The 26,807-nt window shown below is 57.3% G+C and carries 14 protein-coding genes; 10 read left to right on the top strand and 4 right to left on the bottom strand.

Translation table 11 applies throughout. The features are described from left to right. Nucleotides 1-5: 5 nt before the first annotated feature. Together SH410x_RS23430 and SH410x_RS23425 are read right to left on the bottom strand one after the other, a co-directional pair. Nucleotides 6-1,640: a di-heme oxidoredictase family protein gene (locus tag SH410x_RS23430; RefSeq protein WP_473671253.1), complete on the bottom strand. Its 1,635-nt coding sequence runs from the start codon at nt 1,638-1,640 to the stop codon at nt 6-8. Beyond that, the gene (locus SH410x_RS23425; RefSeq protein WP_473671251.1) at nt 1,637-2,947 is read right to left on the bottom strand and encodes a hypothetical protein; all 1,311 of its coding nucleotides are present in this window, start codon (nt 2,945-2,947) and stop codon (nt 1,637-1,639) included. Before SH410x_RS23425 ends, SH410x_RS23430 begins: the two co-directional genes overlap by 4 nt. Nucleotides 2,948-3,371: 424 nt before the next feature. Between SH410x_RS23425 and SH410x_RS23420 the strand changes: the two genes are divergently transcribed. The 5 genes from SH410x_RS23420 (at nt 3,372) to nhaD (ending at nt 13,325) form a co-directional block, all read left to right on the top strand. After that, nucleotides 3,372-5,663 (top strand): hypothetical protein, encoded by a 2,292-nt coding sequence (locus SH410x_RS23420; protein WP_473671249.1) that lies wholly within the window; start codon nt 3,372-3,374, stop codon nt 5,661-5,663. 139 nt (nt 5,664-5,802) lie between these two features. Continuing rightward, nucleotides 5,803-6,594: a 3-keto-disaccharide hydrolase gene (locus SH410x_RS23415; RefSeq protein WP_473671247.1), complete on the top strand. Its 792-nt coding sequence runs from the start codon at nt 5,803-5,805 to the stop codon at nt 6,592-6,594. Between the two features lie 431 nt (nt 6,595-7,025). After that, a complete protein-coding gene (locus SH410x_RS23410; protein ID WP_473671245.1) occupies nt 7,026-9,380 on the top strand; it encodes an ATP-dependent helicase in 2,355 nt (784 codons plus the stop codon). Nucleotides 9,381-9,478: 98 nt separating this feature from the next. After that, nucleotides 9,479-11,704, top strand: coding sequence for an NADP-dependent isocitrate dehydrogenase (locus tag SH410x_RS23405; RefSeq protein ID WP_473671243.1), 2,226 nt, complete (start codon nt 9,479-9,481; stop codon nt 11,702-11,704). Between the two features lie 280 nt (nt 11,705-11,984). Further along, entirely contained in the window at nt 11,985-13,325 is a 1,341-nt protein-coding gene (nhaD, locus tag SH410x_RS23400) for a sodium:proton antiporter NhaD (RefSeq protein WP_473671241.1), read from the top strand. A 232-nt stretch (nt 13,326-13,557) separates the two neighbouring features. Here nhaD and SH410x_RS23395 read toward each other — a convergent pair whose 3' ends face one another. After that, nucleotides 13,558-15,186 carry an FAD-dependent oxidoreductase gene (locus SH410x_RS23395; protein WP_473677384.1) on the bottom strand — a complete coding sequence of 543 codons (1,629 nt, stop codon included), beginning with the start codon at nt 15,184-15,186 and terminating at the stop codon, nt 13,558-13,560. 344 nt (nt 15,187-15,530) lie between these two features. Between SH410x_RS23395 and SH410x_RS23390 the strand changes: the two genes are divergently transcribed. Both SH410x_RS23390 and SH410x_RS23385 read left to right on the top strand, forming a co-directional pair. Further along, the gene (locus SH410x_RS23390; protein WP_473671239.1) at nt 15,531-18,665 is read left to right on the top strand and encodes a tetratricopeptide repeat protein; all 3,135 of its coding nucleotides are present in this window, start codon (nt 15,531-15,533) and stop codon (nt 18,663-18,665) included. A 32-nt stretch (nt 18,666-18,697) separates the two neighbouring features. After that, the gene (locus SH410x_RS23385) at nt 18,698-20,053 is read left to right on the top strand and encodes an APC family permease (protein WP_473677383.1); all 1,356 of its coding nucleotides are present in this window, start codon (nt 18,698-18,700) and stop codon (nt 20,051-20,053) included. A 229-nt stretch (nt 20,054-20,282) separates the two neighbouring features. Here SH410x_RS23385 and SH410x_RS23380 read toward each other — a convergent pair whose 3' ends face one another. Beyond that, nucleotides 20,283-21,080, bottom strand: a complete 798-nt coding sequence (locus SH410x_RS23380) for an endonuclease/exonuclease/phosphatase family protein (RefSeq protein ID WP_473671237.1) — start codon at nt 21,078-21,080, stop codon at nt 20,283-20,285. 234 nt (nt 21,081-21,314) lie between these two features. Between SH410x_RS23380 and SH410x_RS23375 the strand changes: the two genes are divergently transcribed. From SH410x_RS23375 to SH410x_RS23365, 3 genes are all read left to right on the top strand, one after another. Next, complete coding sequence (locus SH410x_RS23375) at nt 21,315-21,728, top strand: hypothetical protein (RefSeq protein ID WP_473671235.1); 414 nt, start codon at nt 21,315-21,317, stop codon at nt 21,726-21,728. 228 nt (nt 21,729-21,956) lie between these two features. Continuing rightward, nucleotides 21,957-24,881 carry a tetratricopeptide repeat protein gene (locus tag SH410x_RS23370; protein WP_473671233.1) on the top strand — a complete coding sequence of 975 codons (2,925 nt, stop codon included), beginning with the start codon at nt 21,957-21,959 and terminating at the stop codon, nt 24,879-24,881. Further along, complete coding sequence (locus SH410x_RS23365; protein ID WP_473671231.1) at nt 24,871-26,769, top strand: CRTAC1 family protein; 1,899 nt, start codon at nt 24,871-24,873, stop codon at nt 26,767-26,769. Before SH410x_RS23370 ends, SH410x_RS23365 begins: the two co-directional genes overlap by 11 nt. The last annotated feature ends 38 nt before the right edge of the window (nt 26,770-26,807 follow it).

Raw genomic sequence — 26,807 nt, 5'->3', positions numbered from 1 at the left:
GACGGCTATGGCGCCACGAGAGAGTCTAGAAACGCCAACACATTTTGTCGATCCTCATAGGACAACTGCAGAAACCGATCGCGTGTTCCCGCTGATTCGCCGTCATGCATCGCGATCGCTTCGAGAATGGTTTCCGCCCGGCCATCGTGCCAGTACGGAGCTGAATCACGCAGCCCCCACAGCGGTGCGGTTCGCCATTCTTGATTGAAGTTTGTCGGCTGCAGGTGCATCTCTTCGCGGAGCTCGATTCTGGTAGGTATTTCTGGCTCGTTTACATACCCCCCATTCTGCTGGGCAGTAGCAGTCGCGGCCATCGTGAATGCGTTATTCTCTAGATCTGGATTTTTCTTGGACGCAATTAGCCGCGTGGGAGCCAGGTCCGTAGGGCCTTCAGGAACGCGGAACGTGAATGCGGGGCGGTCTGAGTGAGCGCCGCCGGGGCTACTGAACACGGGACCATTCGAGGCGATTGGCACCAGCGTCGCAGGGCCGTAGTATGCAACTTGAAAAGTGAATCCTGGAGGGGTATCTTCGACTTCTTCGGTAAATCTCTCACGGCGCACGATGTAGGGTTCGGCGTGACTGAGATCGATCGAGTCCGACCCCATATCGTGCAGCAGCAAATCGCTGTAGACCCCGCTTGCCGGCGGCATGTTGCGAACATGGCAGACGCCACAGCCAACCTGATTGAACATCACCTCGCCACGACTTATTGACGCGTTGGATAGCGAATCGTTCGAAAGGGCTTGTCGTGGTGCCGGCAGTGCAGCGACGAAGTGCGTCAGCATCTGAACTTGTTTGTCGCTGATGTCAGCGGACTTGTTTTGGTAGGTGGGATTGGTGGAATCGCTTGTTTGCATCCTGCGACTGGTTTGCAGCCCCATCTCATTCGCACAGGCTTGTTCATTGAAGTCATGCAGAGAGGCAACGTTGGCACGCCAGCCAAACTTGCCATAGCGGCCATCAGCCAACGTCGAAGGACGGCCACTGATCTCTGCGTGCTGCTGCTGGAGTCGCACCTGCTGATCCAGTTGCTTGTCAGTGACTTGATCGATCAAGCCGCTGCCAAATAAAGCTGTCGTATTTCGGCTATATAAACGCGCCGAGATCCGAACTCGATAGCCATCGATAAACCGATCGAAGTTGAGGGACGTTCCGTTGGCGATGCGAACCTCGGCTGCTGAGGTCGCTCCACCGGCGTCGTCATACTCGGCAGACGTGCTTTGCGTCAGTGTGTCGTGAAGCTGTCGGAAAGCTGAGGTACCCCCGTGATGCGGCAGCGGCAGGACATTCAACACACTGTTGCCGGACTGAATGAAGCCTGGATGAAATTGCGACACCAGGTTTGCGAGCACCTTAGCGGTGACGCGATTTCCGTAAACCTCAATCGTGTCGATGCCGATGGAATTGGCATTGAATGCAGCCTCACCACTGCCGCCGATGCCTCCCTGTTGGTGGCACTCGGCGCAAGATGCCGCATTGAACAGCGGCCCCAAACCATCTCCACCGAGGGCGGAATTGTGCGGCTGCCACTGCTGCGTGAAGAGCTGGGCGCCACCTGCAATCGATTGCGGAGAAACCGCCCACCCAGTTGTTGGAACGAGGGCAAGAACGACGCCTGCCAGTACATTGACTTTCATTTTTGCACCTGTCGGATCATCGAGATCGCACGGCCCGGTGGGCTGCCATCACGAATCGGGTAAGGGGAATCTTTCGAAGATCGAAAATACAAAAAGCGTACGCGGCTAGGCCGCCGTAGATCCAGCGACCTCCCATTGGTTTGAGACAACCAGCGGGCCAGTTCACCGGGGGTGACCTGGCGGATGGGACCCGCATTGATCACCTCATCGAGGTCTTGCCAACCCAAGCCGCGGCGGCGGGCAACATCGGTAACCTCAAACCGCTGGGGTTGATCGCGTTTACTCAGCAGCGGCGAGCTGATTCGAAATGCGAATGGGCTTTGATCGCCACGCTGCGCCACCCACGCGGCCAACGTCGTCTCCTCTTCGGCGAGCTCGCCAGGTTGCTCGATGGGCATCACCGAGCGATTCCAAACGATCTCAACGAGATCCGTGTAGAGCGAACGCAGATCCGCGCCCACGATGAACGGCAGTAAAGTCGTCACCCACGCCGCTCGCGTGGCCGAATGTTGTTCCAGGATAACGAGTCGATTGAAATCACTCGCGTCGGTCAACCCAAAACGCATCTGCACGTCTTTCAAGTAGACGTCTTGCACTTGCGAGGCGATCAGCCCGAGCTTCACTTTTGTTTTGGATGTCAACCGCGACGTCTCTTCTAAGAGATCCGTGATCGGATCAATGTCTGCGTCACCGAGCGCAGCGAGCTGTTGATCGAGTTCAATTTGCCACATCCGGGTCAGTCGCCCACGCGTGTGATCGGCGAGTTGTCGAATCATCTCATTCGGATCGGCGAGGTGCCGCCGCACCAGCAGTCGCGTGTCCTCAGCGTCTTCAATCAAATGCGTGAGGTCCTCGCCATCAGGAACACCCACGGACATTGCCAAAATTCGATATTGGCCATCCGTCACAAATACAATCGCTCGCTCGGCATCGCTCGCGATGTCACCACCGTTAACAATCGGCGGCAGCCCGATGGCCCAATGCTGAAACTGAATCGGAGCGGACGGATCGAAGTACCCGGCAGGGATTTTTGCCACCGATCGCTGAAACGGACGCGCACACCAACATGCCTCGCGTCTCGCACTGAGTCGCGTGGTCGTGGGCTCGGCAACCACATCATTGGTGATCAATACAACGATTAACGCATCGTTTACGGTCTCACGGGTGACCGAGCCCATGGGCGTTGACCACGAGAAACCATCCGCCGCGTACACCGAGATCGGTAGGTGAATCGCCGCTGCCAAGACGGCGAGACACAGGAGCGTCAACAGACTTCGGGATCGGAAGACTTGCACGAACTCACTCACAAGCGATGGGAAATGTGTGGAAACACATAACATCTTTGTGCTTAGATATACCCGATCGAGCGGTCTGACGCAAGAAAATCCGCCCCTCTTGAGGACTGAATTCTGGCCGCCCAGCGGCCTGGTGCGGAATAATGGGAGGCACCAACTTTGCCCAGACACCTGTCGTGCTGTCTGATTTGCTAGAATTGGGCCAGTCGTTTTATCTTATCGTCCTCTGGGAAGGTGTTTTTGAATCCCTTGGTTGTACTGGGGGCCGGCTTTCCGATATCTCGTAGGATGGGACCCTCGTCCCGTCCGAGACCGATCGGCAGGCGAGCGGCGACGTTCCCGAGCGGCGAATCTGCCATTGGATCGTGAGATTCGGGACGCCGCAGTTTTTGCCGCCCAGAGTAACCACCACTGCCCTCTTGCTGGATGTCTGTCGATGTTTTCCAAGCTCGTCATTTCATGTCTCGTGGCTCTGCTGGCGACGTCCACCGCAGGTGCTCAGTCGACCGCTGTCAAAATCCAGGCTGGGTTGCCGCCGTCCTTGCAGTTCGCCGCTGATGACGTTTCGTTCTTCTACGCGCTGACGAACAATCGCTTGAAGTGGGACGCGGTGGTCGAGAACGCCGCCGTCAAACGTTTGATTGCGATGCCTGTCGTCGAGCGGGCGATTGCGGATGCTCGCACTCAGATTGCCGCTGATATCGAGCAGGATCTTAATGACAGCGAGGTTCCCGCTTGGTTGCGATCGTCCTATGGGTTCTGGGCCGGACAGAAGGGGCAATCTTATCTGCCCACACTGGCGAACCTGGCTTCGGGCGAGCTCTTCATTTTGGCCGATCAAGACTTTGCTGAGCAGTTGACTGCCTATAACACCGAACTGCTAGCCCAACTATCGAAATTGAGTTTTGATCTGTCACAAGATGGGGATGGAGTCGCCACAGAAGACGACTCGGTGGACCCACCCTGGAGCGAGAAGTTCATCCGTGACTTGAACATTCCCCGGATCGTTGCGGGGGCCAAGCTATCAGGGCCGCAGGATCAAACTCGGGCAAGCGAACTGTTGAGCATGTTTGAAACGAAGTTCCGCAACGAGTTGCTGAATCTTTCCGAAGCTGAAAACACGTACATTCGTGATTCGCTACAACATCAAAACCCGGGAGAGAATGATCAGCGGTGGGTGCTGCATCTCCGAGGCGACGAGTATCCCTGGGACGCGGCCATCGAACGGCTTCAAGCCAACGGTGATCCGGAGCAAACGGCCGAAATTCGGCGGCGATACACCGCGTTTCGTGATTTCGTCGCTGACAAGTCGCTCGTCGTCAGCGTTGGTTTCGCCGAGGGATATCTGTATGCATCGATTGGGCATGATCCCGACGAAGTCGCTCCGTCCAAGTCCGACCGGCCGCTATACCGACGCGGCGTGTTCAAACCGTTGCTGGAGAATCGAAGCAAGACCTTCTCAGCGATTGCCTATCAAAACAGTTTGCTGAAGCAGCAGACGTCGTGGGTCACTCGGCTGTCGGTCTATCTACGCCTGATACCCGGCGTGGTGACGTCGGTGTTTTCAGATACCGAGTTGGAACCATCGTCCTATCAGCCGTTTCTAGATGATGTCGAGCAAGATACGGAGATGATGCTCACCGATTTGAACCGGATCTACAATCCCGCTGGCGACCAACTCGCGTTCTCATTCTTTTTCAATGGTGGTATTGCCGGATATAACTATCATCGTCATACCAACCCCATCAGCGTCTCGGCTCAACCGCTGGTTTCTTTGCAGCACGTCGGCGAACATCCTGCACTGTTCAGCGCAGTCGCGGACTGGGACGACGATGGTACGCTGCACAAGTGGCTCAACCGCATCGAGCGGCGGGCGGAGCAGGTCATGGATCTCTATGCGGAGTCGTCGGGTGCCCCATTGGCGGACGGCCCTGTCCCCGCGATGACGGCGGGGCTCGCCGAGCTTTTTCGGGCGACCAAGGATGACCTGCTGCCCTCCCTTGGAAACGAGTCCGCATTCGTGCTCGATTTTCAGCACCGGAGCCAGCAGTGGCATCCCGCCATGCCGGCCGCTCAGCAAGGCTTGCCGATGCCCGCCGTCGCACTCGTCTATGACCTTGCCGATGCCGAGCAGCATCGACGTGCGTGGCAGCGGTTCTATGATACGATCAATCCCCTGCTTGCGCCCTTTGGCCCTGTGATGGGGCTGCCCCCTGGGCAGGGGTTGCCCGCGGCGACGGAGACGTCGATACCCGATGGCGTTTTTCTGCAATTGCCAGGGGTTTCTGCCCTGGGTGTCGACCCCAGTTTCGCACCGGGACTGGCCATCACCGATGAGTGGGCCATCTACACCTTGTTTCCCTCGCAGGGTATCGACTTAGCCGAGCCGCATGCTCCCCAGCTCCCACCGCCGTTGGGTGACATCAGTCGGCCGCTGATCGCGGCTAGTCACGTCGATTTCCTGCAGTTCGCCGACGCGTTGCAGGCTTGGTTAGATTATGCCGTGCCCATAATCAAACAGAGCGATCGCTATCAGGAACAACCCAAAGAGGACGCGGGGGCCGGGAAGGCACCGAATATTGACGAGACGATCGAACTGTTCGGAAACGTGATCGAATTGCTGAGACAGATTCCGTCGTACACCCAGGCGACTTACGTTCAAGACAACTCGGTTGTCACCCAATCGGTGATCCAGACGCCATCTCTTCAGCTCTCGCCAGCAAAGTGAGAGTCCGCCCCATGGCTCCCCTCATTCGGCGCACACGCGAATTTGAATCCAGTTAAGATCAGCGTGTTCACCCGCAAGGCGACTGCCAAACCAGTCGATCTCTCTCACCCTGTCCCTTCACACCTATCGGAACCCTTTCATGTTGCGAACGTTGCTTTTCTCCCTCTGCCCACTGGTCCTCGTGAGCACCGCGGCGATCAATATCGCCGACAACCACCGCGCCAGTGCAGCGGAAATCGATCCAGCCCAGGCGGCTTGGTATGCGAAGTACAAAGGCCAGCAGAACGCACCACAACCCGATGAGATGATGCTCAACACGGATCCCGAGCCGAATGTGAGCGAAGGTTTTACTCCGCTATTCAACGGCAAGGATTTGACCGGTTGGACGCCGCGAGGGGGGACCTGTACCTATGTTGTGAAGGGTGATTTTGTCGTCGGTCAATGCGTTCCAGGTTCCGATAGTACCTACTTGTGCACCGACAAAGCGGACTACACCGACTTCATTTTCTCTTGCGATATGAAATGGGAAGTCGACGGCAATTCCGGAGTGATGTTCCACGCGCAAGTCAAAACCGACGACAAGAAAAACAGGGAAACGGTATTCGGCCCGCAAGCCGAGATGGAAGGCATCACCGGAGATCGCTACTGGAACGGCGGTATCTATGGGCAGAGTTGTGGCGGATACTTTTACCCCCTGTGGCTGACCGACCACAAAGACGCGCGAGCAGCCCTGGATCGTGCGGGTTGGAATCGCCTGACGATCCAGGCCAAAGGGAACACCGTCAAGACGTGGGTCAACGGCGTTCCCGTAGCGAACTGGAACGACGACGGCACCTACGCAACCGGCTTCTTCGGCCTACAGATCCACAAGGGAACCGCCGGAAAAGTGCTGTGGAAGAATGTTCGCGTGAAAGAACTGCAACCGGAATGAACCTGAGTTCGCCAGACCAGCGATTCAGTCTCCACGCCGCGAACTTCGTGATGCTCGGAGGGCATCGGCTCTCGGGCTATGTGGGGGGCAGGTCATGGCGATTGTCCCACATGTCCGGGGACTTGTGTCCCCGGCATGGAGTTTCCGTCCACAACTGGACTTGCGTTTCGGCATCGTAAATCCTGGGGCTGACGCGCTGCGGATTCCCCCGTTTTCCCCCCACGCCGCCGGCGTTTAAGAGAATAGCCGGCGGTCGAGCGAAGCGAACACCGCCGGATGCGTTAAACCCACGCGATTAGGGCATCCGGAGGGCTGACTCCCTCGACTTCACACGGCCGTGGCTGACCGTATTCAGAAATCGGCACGTTCAAAATGAACGTGCCCGTTTGCCAAGTTGCCGATCATGAGGCCCGTCGGGTATCTTGGACGGGATGGATGCCATCACAAAAAATCTGACCGCGGCTCAGGCCGAGGCGGTCACGCACATCGACGGACCGCTGCTCATTATCGCTGGCCCGGGCAGCGGGAAAACCCGGGTGGTCACGCACCGGGTTGCCCACATGCTCAGCCAGGGGGTGCGACCCTGGCAGATCGCGGCGCTGACGTTTACCAACAAAGCGGCGGAGGAAATGCGGACGCGGTTGGATCTGCTTGCGCCCGGCCAGCCGGTGTGGATGGGCACCTTCCATCGGTTCTGCGCCCAACAGCTGCGCCGCTATGCGCCCTACGTGGGTCTCGCTGAAAATTACTCGATCTACGATATGTCCGATTCCAAATCGGCCATGAAACGAGCGATCCAGGCCGCGGGGATTTCGACCAGTCACGCCACGCCCGAACAGATTGCCTCGTCGATCTCGAACGCCAAGAACCGCTTGATCACGCCCGAGATCATGCAACAGCAATCAGGACGGGCGAGTGACAGTGTGGCGGCGCGTGTTTATCCGGTTTATCAACAGCAGCTCTTGCGAGCCAACGCGGTCGATTTCGATGACCTGCTGTACCACTTCGCACGACTGTTGCGTGAGAACCCTGAGGTTCGCGGCGAGCTCGATGCGAAGCTGAAATACATCATGGTCGATGAGTACCAGGACACGAACCTGGCCCAGTACGCGATCGTGCGGGCGATGTCGGTCGATCATCCGAACTTGGCCGTGACGGGGGACCCTGACCAGTCAATCTATGGTTGGCGTGGTGCCGACCTGAACAATATTCTCGATTTTGAGAAGGACTATCCGAGCGTCAAAACGGTTCGTCTGGAACAGAACTATCGCAGCACACCGAATATTCTCGCGGTTGCCGATCAATTGATCCGGCATAACCGTCGCCGCAAAGCCAAAGAGCTCTACACCGAGAACGCGGACGGCGACAACGTGATCCTGCGACAGTACGAAGATGGTTACCAGGAGGCCGACGCGATCGCCGATGAGATCGCTGCTCAGATGATCGCGGGCAAGGCCGAACCTCGCGACTTTGCGATTTTCTGTCGCATGAATGCACTGACCCGGTCGCTCGAGCATGCGCTGCGAAACCGTGGTTTGCCCTATCAAATCATCAATGGCGTCGAATTCTATCAGCGCAAAGAGGTCAAGGACCTGCTGGCGTACCTGCACTTGATCAACAACCCTAACCACGACGTGGCGTTGCAGCGGGTGATCAACACGCCGACGCGGAGCATTGGGGCAACGACGCTCGGGCGACTGCAAGCGTTCGCCGATACCGAGCAGATTCCGATGCTCGAGGCGGCCCGTCGGGCGGGGGAAATCGACACGATGTCCAAGCGTGCGCAAACGATGCTGCGATCGTTCGTCACGCTCTACGATCGGTTGCGCAAGAAAGCGACGGCTTCGCTCGAGGACTTGCTGCGATTCCTTGTCGAAGAAACGAAGTACATCGCATACCTGGAGCGTACGGGTGTCGAAAAAGAGGACTCCAACCCGATCGCGAACGTTGACGAGCTGGTCTCCGCGGCGGTCGAGTTTGATCGCATGCATCCCGAGGACGGCTCCCTCGACGCGTTCTTGGAACAGGTGGCGTTAGTGTCGGACACGGACAAGTTCGAAGACTCCGGCAACCGGGTCACGCTGATGACGCTGCACGCCGCCAAGGGACTCGAGTTCCCACGCGTATTCGTGATCGCCGTCGAAGATGATCTGCTGCCGCACTACCGCAGCAAACAAGACGAACAACAGCTCGAAGAAGAACGTCGTTTGCTGTTTGTGGGGATCACCCGGGCGCAGCAGTGGCTGCAGCTCAGCTACGCCAAGCGTCGCAGTGTGCGGGGTGAAATTCGTGTCGTCATCCCGAGTATGTTTTTGAGCGAGTTGCCGCGGGCGGACATGAACGTGATCGAATCCCGCACCGATCGCGACTTCTTTGACGATGGAGCCGATGAGTCCTACCCGGATTCCTGGGACCTCGTCCAAGAACCCGCGCCACCGGAACCCGCTGAGCAAGAGTACAAGGGCGACGACGATTCAGTGATCCCCGAGATCTATCGCGACCCGTCTGTCAGCAAGCCCAAGCCGAAGCCCAAACGCAGCAAGCCGGCGATCACGACGGTGCTGCAGACGGCAAGTGACCTGATGTCGTCGGACCGCGTGCCGCTTGGTGCGTACCGCGAAGGCAGCGTTGTGCGGCACGCGGAATATGGTGACGGTACGATCATGGAGCTAAGCGGGCGAGGCCCCAAACGAACTGCTAAAATTCGTTTTTCAGGCGGCCAGAGCGAGCAAACATTTCGACTCGCCTTTGCAAAGCTGGAGTTGCTCGATACGGAAAGCCGGTAGTGCATCGTCCGGTTTTCGCGTAATCTACCGGCTGTCACTCCACCATGTCGTGCACCCTCGTGCCTTTTGTAGCATTACCCTTCCCGGCAGAATATTCCATGGCAAAGATTGTATACACGATTACTGACGAAGCCCCAGCCTTAGCGACGCATTCGCTGCTGCCGATCCTGCGAGCCTTCACTGCGTCGACGGGACTGGAATTCGAAGCCTCCGATATTTCTCTGGCGGCTCGCGTGCTGGCGAGTTTCCCGGAACGATTGAAGGATGACCAACGCGTCGCCGACGCCCTCGCCCAGCTCGGTCAGCTCGTCAAAGAGCCCACCGCCAATATCATTAAATTGCCCAACATCAGCGCGTCCATTCCGCAGCTCACCGCGGCGATCAAGGAACTGCAAGCCAAGGGATACGGCGTTCCCGATTTTCCGTCAGATCCAAAAACAGACGACGAGAAGGCGATTCGAGCCACATACGCCAAAGTCCTCGGCAGCGCCGTCAACCCGGTCCTGCGTGAAGGCAACTCGGATCGCCGTGTCGCGGCCCCGGTCAAGAAATACGCACAGAAACACCCGCACTCGATGGGTGTTTGGTCACCTCAGTCCAAGACGCGGGTGGCACATATGCGCGAAGGCGATTTCTACGGCAGCGAAAAGTCCGTCGTTCTGCCCGCTGCCGACACTCTGCGGATCGAGCACGTATCCGACTCCGGCGACGTGACCGTGCTGAAGGATGCGATCGCGGTTGACAAAGACGAGGTGTTTGATGCCGCCGTGCTCAGCAAAAAACAGCTGCGTGCCTACGTGGCCGAATCCGCTGCAGCGGCCAAAGCTGATGGCGTGCTGCTGTCGCTGCACCTCAAAGCGACGATGATGAAAGTCTCCGACCCGGTTCTGTTCGGTCACGTTGTCAGTGTTCTGTATGCGGACTTGTTCGAGAAGTACGGCGACATCCTGCAGCGAGCAGGTGCCGACGCCAATCAGGGACTCGGCCAAATACTCGGAATCATCGCGTCACTGCCAGCCGAGGACCGCGCCGCAATCGAGTCGATGATGGCGAGAATTGAATCCGAACTGCCGTGCTTGGCGATGGTCAATTCCGACCGCGGCATCACCAATCTGCATGTCCCGAGCGACGTGATTGTCGACGCTTCGATGCCAGCGGCGATCCGGGCGGGGGGCAAAATGTGGGACAAGAACGGAGAGCTGCAAGACACCATTGCGATGATTCCCGATCGCTGTTACGCCGGCGTTTATCAGGCTGTGATCGACGACTGCAAAGCCAATGGCGCCTTCGATGTGACGACGATGGGCAGTGTGGCCAACGTCGGATTGATGGCCAAGAAAGCTGAAGAGTATGGCTCGCATGACAAGACATTTGAGATCGCCGGGCCCGGCGAAGTCCGGGTGGTCAACGCCGCCGGCAAGACATTGCTGAGTCACCGGGTCGCTCAAGGCGATCTGTGGAGGGCCTGCCAAGCCAAGGACGTTGCCATTGTCGATTGGGTGCGACTGGCCGTCGCCCGTGCCCGCGCCACCGGCGATGCGACCGTGTTCTGGCTCGATGCCAACCGCGCCCACGATCGCAATTTGATCACCAAAGTCGAGACGTACCTGAAACAGCACGATACGACGGGACTCGATATTCAGATCCTGGCACCGATCGAGGCGACCCAGCACGCCTGTCGTCGTTGTCGTCGAGGACTCAACTCGATCTCGGTAACCGGCAACGTGCTGCGAGACTATCTCACCGACCTATTCCCAATTTTGGAACTCGGCACGAGTGCCAAAATGCTGTCGATCGTGCCGTTGCTGGCCGGCGGAGGGATGTTCGAAACCGGTGCAGGCGGCTCGGCCCCCAAGCACGCACAGCAATTCGAAGCCGAGAATCACTTGCGTTGGGATTCGCTCGGCGAGTTCCTTGCTATCGCCGTGTCGCTCGAAGACCTCGCTCAGAAGAGCAATGATGGTGCGATAGCGGTGCTCGCCAAAACGCTCGATACAGCGACCGATCGCTTTTTGGAAGAGGACAAGTCACCTTCCCGGAAGGTGCACGAACTCGATAACCGCGGCAGCCATTTCTATCTCGCGATGTACTGGGCTGAGGCGCTCGCAGCCCAAGACGACAACGCCGCGTTGAAGGAACACTTCACGCCGATCGCACGCCAGTTGACCGAGGACGAGGCGAAGATCGTCAGCGAACTGAACGAAGTGCAAGGCGTCGCCATGGACATCGGAGGCTACTACTTCCCTGACAATGCCGCAGCGTCACGAGCGATGCGGCCGAGCGCCACGCTCAACAGCATCATCGACGGGCTCGCATCGCGGTAGCCGTGCGTGGGGGCATGTCGATCTTGGGTACTGCGGACGTCTCTGGCATACAAGACTTGCACGTCCTGCAGTAACCTGCATGCGACCTGCAGTAACCTGCAGGTCGCCCAGGGGGCGTTTCGCCCTAGCCGAGCTTTACGGCGATTCATTTTTCCCATCGGAGGAAATGACGTCCGGGATCGTCGATGGCACGTGAAATGCATTTAGCGCCGCGTCCCGTGAAAGATTTGAAGGGGCCTCCGGCAGAGCTAGCCGATGTCTATTTCACCAAAGTTCTTTGATGCAAACCGCGATTCTCGTTGTCTTTGTCGTTGGCTACCTCGCGATTGCACTGGAGCACAAAATACACATCAACAAGGCCGCCAGTGCCTTGTTCATTGGTGTGGTGTGTTGGGCGTTGTATGTGGTCGATGTGGGAGCGTTTATCACGCCCGACACGATTCCAGATTGGTTTCGCATGGAGGCCGAAGTGGAGGGGATCAAGCAGGTCCCGCTGCACTTCGCCATCGATGCGCAGCACCTGCATCAGACTGGCGAGATCGCGAGTATCCTATTCTTTCTGATGGGCGCGATGACGATCGTCGAGCTCGTCGATTCGCATGAATCCTTTGCTTTAATCACCGACCGCATCCGCACCACCCATAAGCGTACGCTGCTGTGGATTGTGGCCCTTCTGACATTCTTTATGTCAGCGGTCCTGGACAATTTGACGACGACGATCGTCATGGTTTCATTGCTGAAAAAGCTGGTCCATGACCGCGATGATCGATTGAAATTCGTGGGTCTCGTCGTGATCTCGGCGAACGCCGGTGGGGCGTGGACCGTGATTGGGGACGTGACAACGACGATGCTGTGGATCCAGCATAAAATTGGTACCGTCGAAGTGATGCAGGAGATTTTCTGGGGCAGCTTGGTGTGCATGCTGGTGCCATTGATCGGCTTCTCGTTTACGATGCCGGGCACTTTGGCACCGGTCGAGACGGAGCGTTCGATTCGGCCTGACATTCGCCCCTGGCATCAATGGATATTCTTGATTTTGGGGCTGATCGCACTGCTTGGAGTCCCCGTCTTTAAGACCTATACCCACCTGCCACCCTACATGGGAATGATGTTGAGCCTTTCGGTATTGTGGATTGTCTCAGAGTTGGTCGGGCACACGCTGGGGGAAGAGACCCGTTCGACGACGGGGGTGCTGCCTGCGCTCAAACGAGTGGACATGTCGAGCATCCTGTTTTTCCTGGGGATTTTGCTGGCCGTGGGATCTCTCGGTGCGACCGGGATGCTGCAGTCCACGGCGGTATGGCTCGACAGCATTTTGCCAAACCGAGACATCGTCGCGGTCGTGATTGGGCTGGTATCGGCGGTGGTGGACAACGTGCCGTTGGTGGCCGCTGGGATGGAGATGTATGATCTACCAATCAACGATCCATTTTGGATGTTGCTCGCCTACTGTGCGGGCACGGGCGGCAGTTGCCTGATCATCGGATCGGCGGCAGGCGTCGCCGCGATGGGCCTCGAGCACATTGACTTTCTCTGGTACTTCCGCAAAATCACGCTACTGGCCGTCGTCGGATATCTGATCGGTGCTGGCGTCGTGATTGCCACGCTGACACGCTCGTAGGGCTTGCTGGGGAAGTGTGCTCTCACGGTTCAGCGGTCGAGCCTGTGTTGCGGCGATTCCCTGAGCGACAGCGAGACCATAAAACGCGCCGAATCAAATGTAACTACCGTCGCCAGGTGGTGGAATCCACGTTCTGGCGAACGTAGCTACTCGGGTTACTCGTTCGCGGTCGCCAAGCGACTCGCTGGCTGATGGCAAACAGCGTCGTGTTGAAGCCCCGCGAGCAATTCGGTTACGGACGCGTCGGGGTTTGCAGAATCTGACCGTCCTCGAGCAATCGCTTTTGCAATGGGGCATACCCCACCTCTTGGACGTCGATTCCCCGTTCATTGGCCATCGCAGAGAGGGTCGCGGCGGATTGCCCGAGGATCATGAACACAGGCTCCATTCGAATCGATCCGAATGCCATGTGTGTGGAGGAAACGCAGATGGGGACCGTTAAATTGCCACATTGTTCAGATCGCGGCAACAGACAGCCCATGGCGATCTGGTAAGGGCCGTGGGTGCTGATGCCGATGTCGCCTTCGTTTTGAACCGTGCCATCGGGCGTGATGTATCGCTGCGTATTATGAGAGTCGATACTGTACGATCCCATCCCGACCGAATCAGGCGTCTCGAGTTTTTTGCGAAGATGGTTTTCGGTAATGATGAATTGGCCGACCATCCGTCGCGCCTCGCGGACATAGATCTGGTGTGGCCAGTTTCCATTGTCAGTGAACTCATCTTTGGCGAGTCCCCACCGACGCATTTTGCTCTGGATCGGCTGGGGTACCCGCGGGTCATTGGCGATGAAGTACAAGATTCCTTTTTGATACGTTTCGTGTTCACGGATGATTTCTGCCCGGCGCTCGTAGCTCGCTTCGGGGTAATCGTAGTTGTAACCAATGTTGTCAAAACTGACGGGACCGTGGTTATTGGTGTCGGTTTTGAAATTGGGCAGCGGGTCGAACTTCCCAAAAACGTCTGTCCATCCGGCTTGGAAACATCTCACCAAGACTTCGTACTGCGACGGGTCATATCCCTCGGGTTTCGGAAACGGTACCCGGTTCGGGTCGTGATTGGTCAAACAGGTGCGAAAGCAATAGGCTTGGATGCGATCGTCGCCGCTGCCGAATTCCCCAGGCGGATCGGGGCTGACCCGGGGGATCACGCCGCTCGATGGGTCTCCGGGAATGACGTAGGGATCGACTGAGCGATCGAGCACACTGAAGTGATGTTGATGATGGAGCACACCGGTTTGAACACCCGCGTGGGGTTCGTTGAATTCGGCGATCGATTCGCGACCGGAGGTGGTTTGCACGCCCGCCGCAGCGATCAAGTCGCCTTCGTAGGTCGCGTCAATGAACTGTCGCCCGGCGTAGGTCTGCCCATCAAGCGTCGTGATGGAAACAATTCGGTTATCCTCAACAGTCACGCCGTGTTCGCGATCCAACCACGCATCGCGAACAACGGGGATGCCGTTTTCAGCCATCATGGTATCAAAGACGTTTTCGGCAACGTGAGGCTCGAAAACCCACATCGTCGCTGCTTCGTCGTCACTGGCTCGGTGTCCCTGGGCACGGTCACCGTATTGCTCTCGTTTTTGAAGATTCCAAGACTTGTCGTCCTGGTAATGGCGATAGACCGCTTGGTAAAACTCCTTCGCCAAACCACCGATGACGTATTTGTTTCCGGTGTCCGTCCATCCGAGTCCGCCGCTGGTCAGTCCGCCCAAATGACGATCAGGCGACACCACGATCACCGACTGATCCATCCGTTTGGCTTGGACGGCGGCCGTCATCGCCGCCGAGGTGCCACCATAAATCACAATGTCGTACGTCTCGGCATCGACACGAGGTGCCATGACCGAGGTGACGAACATCGACATGGCAAAGCAGACCAGCCCATGGTGAATTCGATGAGATAAAAGTGACATCCGCTATCCAGAAGTGATTAAGGAAAAATGACAGAAGCTAACCGCTCGAACAAGTTCGACAGTGCGACATTATACCACTTCCGTTGCCGCTTTCAGGCTTAGTGATGAGGTTCAGCATCGATGATGCTGCGAACCTTTGACTGCCGATGTCACCCGGGAATGGAATTGGGAAAGAGAATGCCACGAGAGAATCGGGTTTCACCGGTCCAGCGTATGGTCGATTGCGTTAGAATGGCGACGCGACTGAAACACCGGTTTCTTAAGCGAACAATTCATGGATCGAGGGCGGAATGATGATTGCAGGTGATTTTCGTGGTATTGGTTTCAGCGATGGAGACTGGCACCAGGCTTCCAGATGGATGCTGCGAGTCAGTTTCGTGCTGGCCGTCTCGCTCATGGTTAGCCCTCACTCGTACACGGCCGTGGCGGACGACGTCGCGGTTGCGAAGGATGGGACCGTGGCTGTGTTCGGTATGCTTCCGGGACACGATGGCATGTTCCTGACGGAGGCACCCGTGCTTGCCGATCAGCCTCACTCGCGGTTGATTCGCGAATTGTTACGCGAAGCGGTGAGCGTCTCCTTGGAAAGCCAGCCCGGTCTCGTGACGTATGACGACGCATTGGGCGAGTTGCACGGTCGCGAGTTCGTGCCGGAGGAATCCTCGCTGCACCTGGATGCAACCATCGCTTCAAACAACCTGACCGTTTCGATAACACGAATGCAGCAGGGTGACGCGGCCCCGGCGATCCTATGGTCGGACTCGGTGCAACTGAAAGGATTCCAGAAACCAAACGGAGCACTGCCCAACCAATTCAATCAAAAGGCAGGGGAGCAGGTCGGCGAGATTGCGATGGAGAACTATTCTGCTGTCCTGGCCGCAGCCGAGCGTTGGGCCGCTGGCGGCATGAGCGATGTCATCAAGAACGCTGGCTTCGATGGACAAGATGATGGCGTGAAGAAGTCGCAGGCCAGCTTGCGGGACATTGAACGATCGTTGCATGAGATGAACTTCATCTCACAGTTCATCGCGATTCGCCAGTCAAATGACTTGATGGATACCAATGAAGCGTCGCCCGCGATCATGGGGGCTCTCGTTCGCGGCTACGCCAATTTGGGATTGCTCACCGAACATCATTGGTCGCCGCTATCCCGCGCGGTCCGTGCACGCTCGCTGCTATATGCCCAACGCATGGTTGTCGAGAATCCCAAATCACCGCTTGGATACTGGCACCGCGCCTATGCGTGGGCGCTCGCAGGGGCACATGCACTGGCAATGGACGATCTGCGTCGTGCTGATGAGCGAGTCAAGTCCGCGTCGTCTGATCAAGCCGCGACGGGCGAGACTCCTGACTGGGTAGAGGTTATCCAGTTGCACTGCCAATTTGATGACGCCGCGTTGCAGGCGGTGCCCGACAATTCACCAAGCTCACAGCTCGCGGGAGTGTTGTTGATCGTGCAGTCGCTCTCCCCCAAAGTGCAAACGAGGAGCGTGCGGATGGGCCGCAAGGTATTGAAGTCCAATCCGGAATGTGGCCTCTTGATTGACAGAATGTGCGACGTGCGATTGTTTGGTAACTTTCGATCGATGGTTCAGTTGGCGCCCGCTTCACTCGACTACAGCATCCGCAAACGGTGTTCTGAAATGGGAGAACTGCCGACAGGTTTGGAGTCGTATCTAGCTCAGAATGAAGGCAAATCATTAAATGTGGCAGAGATTGCCTCCATCATGCGAAAGGGGGACACTTCGAAAAGTGATACCGAGACCCTATCCTGGTCAACGCTCGGTCAGCTCATTGAGCAAGAACATCGGGCGCAAATTTGGCGTCGACTGGTGTTTCTCGATTATATGCTCAGCGCACCCGTCGACGAGTTTCTACCCGAGGCGTTGACGGTGCTGCTTGGCAATCCAGCCGATCGCGCCCTTGACTACGATCCTGGCACGAAGTCTCTCATTTTGAATTGGGACAAGCTGGACGCGAGGCGTCGTGATCGTCTGATCAATGTACTGGAAATAAAGGATCCTCGGCCGTCGGGTTCGAAACCCATTCCGCCTAAGTCGATGTTGGCGGTGATCGCCAACTTGATCGATTCACCGTCACTGAGTCCACGGCAGAATCTGTCTCTGCGGACGGCCTCGGATCGTGCCTTTCCGCCCCTGAGAGCCTCGGGGCCCGCGTTGCATCGCGAGCTCGACGCGTTATGTCCCGAGATCGTCGGAGCATGCTCGGGCGGTATCACTCGGACGACATACGAGCAGTTGGGGTTCGCACTGCGACAGGTCAGCCCACACTGCCCCGCCGCTTGGGTCGCCATCATTCGTGCTAATCCCGATTATGCGTTCTCGCACCGAGATCTGTGGTCGAAGGAGTTTGGTTACAACCCACAGGTGCTCGCCGCCGTGGCCGGTTTGAAGCGAAAGGGTGCGGATCTCGCTGATACGATCGGTGTCCTGCGCGACTACATCTCACTCTCGCCAGACTGGTGGGCCTACCATGAACTCGCCACGATCTACAAAGACAGTAACCAAATGGATCTCTGGAGACAAACGCTCGAAGAGTATCTGGAGCAGCCCAACGAGGGGTTGCAGCAGGCGTACGTGCGCGCAGAAATTGCTAGCCATTTGATGGACCAGGGTGATTATCAAGCGGCACTTCCCTACGCTCGCGAGGCGTCCGAGAGCTATGCGGCCACGACCATCAGCACGGTCATCCGCTGCTATACCGGGCTCGGGAAACTTGATGAAGCCGTTCTCTGGTTCGATCGCCTCAATGAACGTTATGGTGGCCATGAATTGGAATTCCTACAGTGGTGCCAGCGCAATGGGTCTCCCGACGTCAACCGCGCCTACGCCGCTGCAACGGACGCCGTCAAGGCGATGGTGGCGCAGTCGCCGCCGGAAAGACTCTACGGCCCCGGTCTACTCATGCTGGCCGCCGGTAAGCTGCCTGAGGCGGAGCAGGTCTTTTCTCGCGCCCTCGAGAACAACACGAACGCACGTTCACTTTGCTACAACGGGATGTTTCTCGTGCTCGTTGCCCAAGAGCTCGGTGATGAAAAGGTCCGCGATGCGACGCTAAAAAGAATTTCGGCGCTGAGCGATCCATCTCAAGCCACCACGATCCAGCTAGCCGCGATGCTGGCGATTGCGGTGAACGAACATGCAGGGGAGCTCGATCTGAATCGAACGGACCTGTTATTGAAATCGGCCCCCAGGGAGGATCAAATCAATCTCAATTACGTTGTTGGTCGCTGGCTGGAACTGCACGGCCAGCGCGATCAAGCAGTCAGCCACTTCAATCGCGTACTAGACGTTGCGGGAGCCCGGTCCTATTCCGTCTATGGCCCAGCAATCGCTGGACTCCGGAGACTCGATGCGTTACCGAACGACGCATTCACACCGAAACTGACGACCGAATCCGACTGAACTGAATCTACCCGCGTCTGATCAACTTGAATATGAAGAAATTTGGTTTTTGGACACTCACGTTCCTTGTCGTTGCCAACATGATTGGTGCCGGGGTGTTCACGACATCGGGATTTGCTTTGGCGGATTTAGGGTCGCCGGGATTGGTGGTATGGGCGTGGGCGATCGGTGGTTTGATCGCCGTGGCGGGGGCGTTCAGCTATGGCATGCTGGTGCGGGTGATGCCGCAATCGGGTGGGGAATACCTGTTTTTGTCTCGGCAGGTTCATCCTCTGGCAGGTTTCATCGCTGGGTGGGTGTCACTGATCGCGGGGTTCTCCGGAGCGATCGCGTTCGCAGCGACAGCGTTTGAAAGTTACGTCACCGGGGTGTTTTCAAGGCCGGCATGGCTACCCGAAGGAACCTGGGCAATTGCGGCAATCGTGATCGCGGGAGCAATCCACGGGCTGCGACCGCGCGCCGGAGCATGGGTGCAAAATACGGTTGTCGTGTTGAAGTTGGCTCTGCTCGCCGCCGTGTTGGGGTATGCCGCCTTCGCCATGGAGTCCGGCAAGATCACGCCTGATGTCGTTCCTGGAAACGACACGCTGACAGGATGGGCACTCATCTCTGCGATGGCGGGAAGCTTGGTTTGGATCTCACTGAGCTATTCCGGGTTCAACGCAGCGGTCTACGTGGCCGGTGAAGTAAGCGACGCCCGCCGCGTTGTTCCGCGGGCCATGGTCATTGGGACGATGTTGGTTGTTATCTTGTACGTGCTGCTCAACGCCATTTTTGTTTACGTTCCGCCCGCAGCGTCCATCGAGGGACAGGCTGATGTGGCGGCGATCGCGGCGAAGTCGCTCGGTGGAGTGCACTTCGAGACCTTTGTGCGTTTGACAATCGTCGCGTGTCTTTTGACATCGGTATTCAGCATGATGATGGCTGCACCACGCGTCTATGCAAAGATGGCAGATGACGGTTTGATGCCTGCAGGTTTGCGGTTCCAAGGCGACAGTCCGCTTGCGGCCACCGTTATTCAAATCGTGCTCGCGGTCGTTTTGGTGCTGGCGTCCGATCTGCAGGGGCTGCTGTCTTATTTGGGGCTGACGCTATCGATTTGTGCCGCCTGTTCGGTTTGCACGTTACTCTTGCCGTCGGTTCGCACCAAGGCGGTTTGGCATCCCGTGCATTGGTTGCCTGTGTTTTATGTTGCCTGCACGCTGATCGCGGCAACGATTCTGACCATCAACGATCCTTGGCAGGTGGCTGGCACTGTGCTCACGTTCGGGCTCGGTGCGGTGGGCTATGGCATTGCCGTTGCGATGGGCGGGGCCCCGTTAGATGACCCATTGGAACCGCGTGAAGATGAGGCCGACACTCCGGCATCATCTGGGACCTTCGAATAAAACACGAATACGCGCGACGGACAGACAGCATCATTGCCGCGATTGCGATTCCGCAGCTGATTCGAACGCAGGCGACCTTGGTCAAGATCCCGCTGCTTGAGAATCGACACCGGCCTGTTGATGGAATCCATTTCGGTGACGCCCTGGTGCGCCGCATGCCGCCCGGCACCGGGGAACGCCCGGCACCGGGGCTCTGACACGTCTTGGCTCATTCAATCGATTGGGTGATTCACTCGGCAATCTGCAGTGTTGCTGTGATCGGATAGTGGTCCGACGGAGTCCGCCCGTCGAAATCGATCCGATCGATTTGGGCCGCATCGATTTGCCAGTCTTTGCTGACAGCGATCCAGTCGATACGGTTGCCTTTGAGAACGTTGGGACGGAATCCTGAGAAACTTGCCTGGCGGCCTGATGCGTCCGGGTGGGTTTTCGCAAAAGTGTCAATCAGCACGATGCTTGGTGAGTTTGCTTGGCCGGCATCCGAAAACAGAATGCGGTGAGGTTCACTGTTAGTTGAAGCGTTGAAATCACCCGTCAGAATGCATGCGAATCCCTTGCCGAGCTCATCGATCTTCTTTCGCAACAGCATCGCGGATTGTTTTCTCGCTTCGGAACCGCGGTGGTCAAAGTGTGTATTGACGAAGAGAATCGGCTGGCCGTCGTTTTGACGGTCCCGAAGTTTGACCCACGAACAGATCCGCGGCAGGCTGCTGTCCCATGATTTGCTACCGACCACCTCGGGCGTTTCACTGAGCCAAAAGTGTCCTTCAGCGAGACGTTCGAAACGCTCAGTGCGGTAAAAAATCGCGGTCATCTCGCCGGTTTGTCCGCCATCATCGCGGCCGACACCGATGCTGGTGTATTGCGGCAACTCCGCTTCCAAGAATTGTTTTTGAAACCCGAGCGTTTCTTGAGTGCCGAGCAGATCGGGCGAAAATGCCTGGATTGTTCGGGCGACCAGCGACTTTCTTTTGTCCCAGTGGTTGTCGCCGTCCTGAGCACTCCCGTAACGAATATTAAAACTCATCACCTTCACTTCCTCGGCCACCGCTACAGGGATTGCGCAGACGGAGGCTGCGAGGCAGATAACGAGTGGGCGAAGGCTGCGGACGACGTTCCGCAACGGAAGCGGGGCAAAAATGGATCGTTTCACGGTAGGGGTCACACTTCGAGGTTGGAAGGGAGGATTGAGAGGCGGGGAGCCGAATTTCGTCCATCTTACACCATGAAGCCAGGCGGTTTGTTGACTCACAACGTAGAAGTGAATACGCTTACAGAGAGTTCTGCCGTCCCTGAGCATGTGTTGATGTTGCGATATTCCCCGCTCGCCGTTTTTCTAGTGGTTCTGCTGGGCGTGTGCGCGCCTCGCTCAGCCCATGCGAGCTGCGGTGATTGGTTGCAACATTCGGCCTCGCCCGAGGCCACCGACACCGTCGGTGCTGATCCGTTGCCCGCCCCTGCGGCACCCTGCGATGGACCCTTGTGTCGGCAGTCACCGAGCGGTCCCAGCCCGGCGCCCGCGAGCCCGAGCAGTGAGCGGCATCATCACGATGCGGCGTGGATACATCGCGCCATCGCGGTGGCCGGTTCACTCGATGCCGATTGGTTTGTCACGGACGGCCTGTTTCTGCCGGTTGGCCATAAGATGGGAATCGAGCGGCCTCCGCAATCCTAGTGAGACACGACGGGCTGTGTGGGCACGCGTTTTGGTAAACGCCTGTGTCACGCGGTGCAGCAAGTTGACGTCATTTCGTAGCGCGAGATGCGCACTTGCTCCCAAACCGGCGTGGGCGTTGATTTTCCGTGCCGCGATCATCGTGGTCGGAAACGCCCATGCCCCGCCGCAATTGCCTGATGGTGATGCTGCGCTCTTATTCTCGCTTATCTCACTAGGACGCTTTTCATGTCATCCGTTTCCAATGCGGGTACCGCTGCGCCGGTACCCCGCAAGAAATACGTGCGCGCCGTCGGGCCGCGACTGCGCAAACTCCTCTATCTGATTTTCATCCTTGTTGCCCTGTTGTTTGCGAACTCAGGGTACCTGTCCATCTTTACATTCTTGGAATGGTTCAGTGGACAAACCTATCAGGACTTTTTTTACCAATACATGTTCTTGGCACATTTGGTGCTCGGTTTACTGTTGATCTTGCCGCTCGTCATTTTTGGCTTCATTCACACTTGGAATACCAAGGACCGCCGCAATCGCCGTGCGGTCAGGATCGGCTATGCATTGCTGGTCGTCAGTCTGGTCATCCTTGTCACCGGCGTTTTGTTGGTCCGGATCGGCGGATTCGATCTCAAGCAACCCTTGGCTCGCAACACGGTGTATTGGCTGCATGTGGCCTGTCCGTTGGCTGCCGTGTGGTTGTACTGGTTGCATCGACTTGCCGGGCCGCGGATCAAGTGGCGAATCGGGATGAGTTTTGCCGGTGTCGCTGTCGCAGCGATCGCTGTCATGGTGGTTTTGCAGATGCAAGACCCGCGTCAATGGAACGCTGTCGGTCCGGACTCGGGGGTGCAGTACTTCGAGCCATCGTTAGCCCGTACCGCCAGTGGCAACTTCATTCCCGCTGAAGCGATGATGAACGATGAGTACTGTTTGAAATGCCATGCTGATATCCACAAGGATTGGGCCGACAGCGTCCATCACTTCAGTTCCTTCAACAATCCGCCCTATTTTGCCAGCGTGAGTGCGACGCGTGCGATGTCGCTCGAACGTGACGGCTCGGTCCAGGCGTCACGGTGGTGTGCGGGATGCCACGATCCGGTCCCGTTCTTCTCCGGTGCGTTCGATGACCCCGGTTTTGATATGCTCGATCATCCCACGGCGAATGCGGGTATTACCTGCACGGTTTGTCACGCGATCACCCACGTTAACAGTGTTCGCGGTAACGCTGACTACACGATTGAGGAACCGTTGCAATATCCATTTGCGAGTAGCAAAAATGCGGCGTTGCAGTGGATCAACAATCAGCTCGTCAAAGCCAAGCCCTCGTTCCATAAGAAGACGTTCCTGAAACCGTTTCACAAGACAGCAGAGTTTTGCTCGACGTGCCACAAGGTTCATTTGCCCATGGCACTCAATGGATACAAAGAGTTTCTGCGAGGCCAAAATCACTACGATCCGTATCTGTTCAGTGGTGTTTCGGGGCACGGCGCAAGAAGTTTCTACTATCCACCCAAGGCAGTCGACAACTGCAACGAATGTCACATGCCACTGGTCGCATCGGATGACTTTGGCGCGAAGCATTTTGACGGCGCCGCGGAGCTGAGCGTTCACGATCACCTGTTTCCATCGGCCAACACGGGCATCGCATGGTTGCGGGATCGCGACGATATCATCGCCATTCATCAAGCGTATTTGCAAGACATTGTGCGTGTCGACATCTTTGGCATTCGCGAGGATGCTGAAATTGATGGCGAATTGATCGCACCGCTGCGACCGACGGTTCCCACCATGAAACCAGGTGGGAAGTACTTGATTGAATCGGTGATTCGCACGCTCAAACTCGGCCACTTGTTCACGCAGGGAACCGTCGACAGCAACGAGGTGTGGCTGCAGGTGAAGGTGACGAGCGGCGATCGTGTGATCGGGCAAAGCGGCATGATCGACGAAGAGAACGGCAATCAAGTCGATCCTTGGTCGCACTTCGTCAACGTGTTCATGCTCGACAAGGATGGCAATCGGATCAGCCGCCGGAATCCCGAGGATATCTTCACGCCACTTTACAACCACCAGATTCCGCCGGGCGCGGGACAGACGGTCCACTTTGAACTGCATGTCCCCGAAGACGTGACCGCACCCATCAAGGTCGAGCTGAAACTTCTCTACCGCAAGTTTGACACTGAATTTATGGAATTCGTTGCCCAAACGAACGCGGATTTGGGACGGCCCATCCGCGGATATGAAGCGGGTAAGCGATACGTCAATGACCTGCCCGTTACGACGATGGCAGTGGACACGATCGAGTTTCCAGTCGAGGGATCAACGCAAACGGTTGAAAACCCGCCACGCGATATTCCCGCGTGGCAACGCTGGAACGATTACGGCATCGGTTTGTTGCTCAAGGGCAAGGCCGAACTGCGGCAGGCCGAAGAGGCGTTCCTACAAGTCGAGAAACTCGGCAGGTATGACGGTGCCTTGAACTTGGCCCGCGTCCTGAATACAGAAGGTCGCTTAGATGAAGCCGTCGATGCTCTCCGTCGGGCAGCTCAATATCAAGAAACCGATGGGTTCCCCCGGTGGACCTGGGCATGGCTCTCCGGTGACGTCAACGCACAACAGGGCCGACTCGAAGAAGCCGAGCAGAATTTGAGAAGTGTCTTAGAAGATGACACCGAAGAGATGCAAAAACGAGGGTTTGATTTCAGTATCGACATCGAGGTCATCAATCTTTTGGGGCGGACCTTGTTTGACCTCGGCAACATGCGCGAGCGTCAACAGCGTCCCGAGGAAAGCCTCCGATACTACCGCGATGCGGTTGAGCAGTTTGAGAAGACGCTCACCATTGATCCCGAGAATGTGGCGGCGCACCACAATCTGCAACTGCTCTTTGAAAAGCTCGGTGAGCCTGAACAAGCGGACGTCCAGCGCAAGTTGCACCTCCTTTATAAGGCGGATGATAACGCGGCCGGCCGTGCGATTCGCTTAGCCCGAGAAAAGTATCCGGCGGCCAATCATGCTGCCGAAGCTGTCGTGAAGTATTCACTCCAGCGAGACTTGCAAGCAGTCTCGCAAGACGAGTCGGAAGCCGATTCGAAAAGGAAGACGAATGAATCGCAATCAATCGCGACCGAAACCCAAGAGGAGGCCAACGATGCCCAGTAAACGACGACCCCACGAACGTTCGGCGAAACATGCTCCGGCCCCTACCCGTGCGGTTGATCCGGGTGAGGTCGATGAGAACGAACTGCGTGATGACGCGGCCATCGGTCGTGCGATGCGGGGATCATTGATCGCCTTAGCCTGCCTGGTGGTGACGGGGGCGGTGATTGCGTACGCCGTCTCGCGTCCAGAACCAGCACCACCGGTGCGTGAATCCAAACTCGCTACGGTGGAACTGCGTGAGCTGCCGACAGTGGAGATACCAAACGCACTGTTCACGGACATCACCGAGCAAGCGGGCATCACCTTTGTGCACAACAACGGTGCGAGCGGTGACAAGCTGTTGCCCGAAACGATGGGTGGCGGTGCCGCTTTCTTTGATTTTGATAACGACGGCGATCAAGACCTCTTGCTGGTAAATTCCAAGGATTGGCCATGGGACGATGCGAGTGAACGAAGCAACACCTCGGCGCTCTATCGGAATGACGATGGCGCGTTCACCGACGTCACGGCGGGGTCGGGGCTCGATGTGGCACTCTTTGGCATGGGCGCCGCGGTCGGTGATTTCGACAATGATGGGCTCGTCGATGTGTTCATCACAGCCGTAGGCACGAACCGGCTCTTCCATAATCTAGGTGAAGGCAAGTTCGAAGACGTTACCGACGCCGCGGGGGTCGGAGGCGACGAGAATCGCTGGAGCAGCAGTTCGGGTTGGCTCGACGTTGATAACGACGGTGACCTCGATCTGTTCGTGTGTAACTACGTCAGTTGGAGCCGCGAGTATGACGAGTCCCAGGGGTTCCAGCTCGTTGGTGGGGGACGTGCTTATGGACGACCTCAGAATTTTGAAGGCTCCTTTCCCTATCTGTATCGCAACGAAGGCGACGGCAAATTCACCGATGTTTCGGAATCGTCGGGGGTTCAGATTCGCAATCCAGCGACGGGCGTGCCGCTGTCCAAATCATTGGGACTGGCGATCTGTGATTTTGATAACAACGGCACGCTCGATCTGATCGTCGCCAACGACACCGTGCAGAATCTCCTCCTGCGCAACGATGGCCAAGGTCATTTCACCGAAATGGGGGCTCTCGCGGGGATCGCATTCGACTCCACCGGTGCTGCCCGAGGCGCGATGGGGATCGATGTGACTTCGTTCCGGGACCGCCGCGCGATGGCGGTTGCGATCGGCAACTTCTCCAATGAAATGACGGCGTTGTACGTTACGAAAGCGGGACAGATGCAGTTTTTCGACGAAGCCGTCTCGACGGGTTTGGGGCCGAGCACACGACTGCTGCTGACCTTTGGACTGGTCTATCTGGATTTTGATTTGGATGGACGGCTCGATCTATTCTGTGCCAACGGACACCTCGAGGAGGACATCAATCGGGTGCAGCCGAGCCAGCACTATGAGCAGCCACCGCAACTGTTCTGGAACGCGGGACCCGAGTTCGGCACTGAGTTCCTAGCCGTCGGCGAACAACAGGTTGGCCCTGATCTGCTCAAACCGATGGCCGGTCGTGGCGCCACGTACGCGGACATCGATGGCGACGGCGACCTCGATATCTTGATCACAGCGAGTGGTCGAGCGCCGCGCTTGCTCCGCAATGAGCAAAGCCTGGGGCACCACTGGCTGCGGCTAAAGTTGGTCGGTGACGTTGAACACGGCAACCGTGACGCGATCGGAGCGTGGGTGGAGGTGACGGTGGGCGACGAGGTGCTCGCGAAGCAAGTCATGCCGACTCGCAGCTATCTTTCTCAGGTGGAATTACCGCTCACGTTCGGCCTCGGTGAGTCCGACACGGTCAAGAATGTAACGGTGCAATGGCCCGATGGCGAACGCGTCGACATCGGACCACTCGCGGTGGATCAACTTCACGTGATTGAGCGTTGAGTGGAGAGGGTTGTCAACGCGGTTTTTGCGGCCAACCC

Source organism: Rhodopirellula sp. SH410, from assembly GCF_055811895.1.
Note: the sequence above shows the minus strand (reverse complement) of the source record. Positions and strands in the feature narration are given on the sequence as shown.

Coding starts and splice junctions, on each gene's coding strand:
- SH410x_RS23405 (WP_473671243.1), top strand. CDS start 9,479: ATGGCAAAGATTGTATACACGATTACTGACGAAGCCCCAGCCTTAGCG.
- SH410x_RS23385 (WP_473677383.1), top strand. CDS start 18,698: ATGAAGAAATTTGGTTTTTGGACACTCACGTTCCTTGTCGTTGCCAAC.
- SH410x_RS23410 (WP_473671245.1), top strand. CDS start 7,026: ATGGATGCCATCACAAAAAATCTGACCGCGGCTCAGGCCGAGGCGGTC.
- SH410x_RS23370 (WP_473671233.1), top strand. CDS start 21,957: ATGTCATCCGTTTCCAATGCGGGTACCGCTGCGCCGGTACCCCGCAAG.
- SH410x_RS23380 (WP_473671237.1), bottom strand. CDS start 21,080: ATGAGTTTTAATATTCGTTACGGGAGTGCTCAGGACGGCGACAACCAC.
- nhaD (WP_473671241.1), top strand. CDS start 11,985: ATGCAAACCGCGATTCTCGTTGTCTTTGTCGTTGGCTACCTCGCGATT.
- SH410x_RS23430 (WP_473671253.1), bottom strand. CDS start 1,640: ATGAAAGTCAATGTACTGGCAGGCGTCGTTCTTGCCCTCGTTCCAACA.
- SH410x_RS23415 (WP_473671247.1), top strand. CDS start 5,803: ATGTTGCGAACGTTGCTTTTCTCCCTCTGCCCACTGGTCCTCGTGAGC.
- SH410x_RS23395 (WP_473677384.1), bottom strand. CDS start 15,186: ATGTTCGTCACCTCGGTCATGGCACCTCGTGTCGATGCCGAGACGTAC.
- SH410x_RS23365 (WP_473671231.1), top strand. CDS start 24,871: ATGCCCAGTAAACGACGACCCCACGAACGTTCGGCGAAACATGCTCCG.
- SH410x_RS23420 (WP_473671249.1), top strand. CDS start 3,372: ATGTTTTCCAAGCTCGTCATTTCATGTCTCGTGGCTCTGCTGGCGACG.
- SH410x_RS23390 (WP_473671239.1), top strand. CDS start 15,531: ATGATGATTGCAGGTGATTTTCGTGGTATTGGTTTCAGCGATGGAGAC.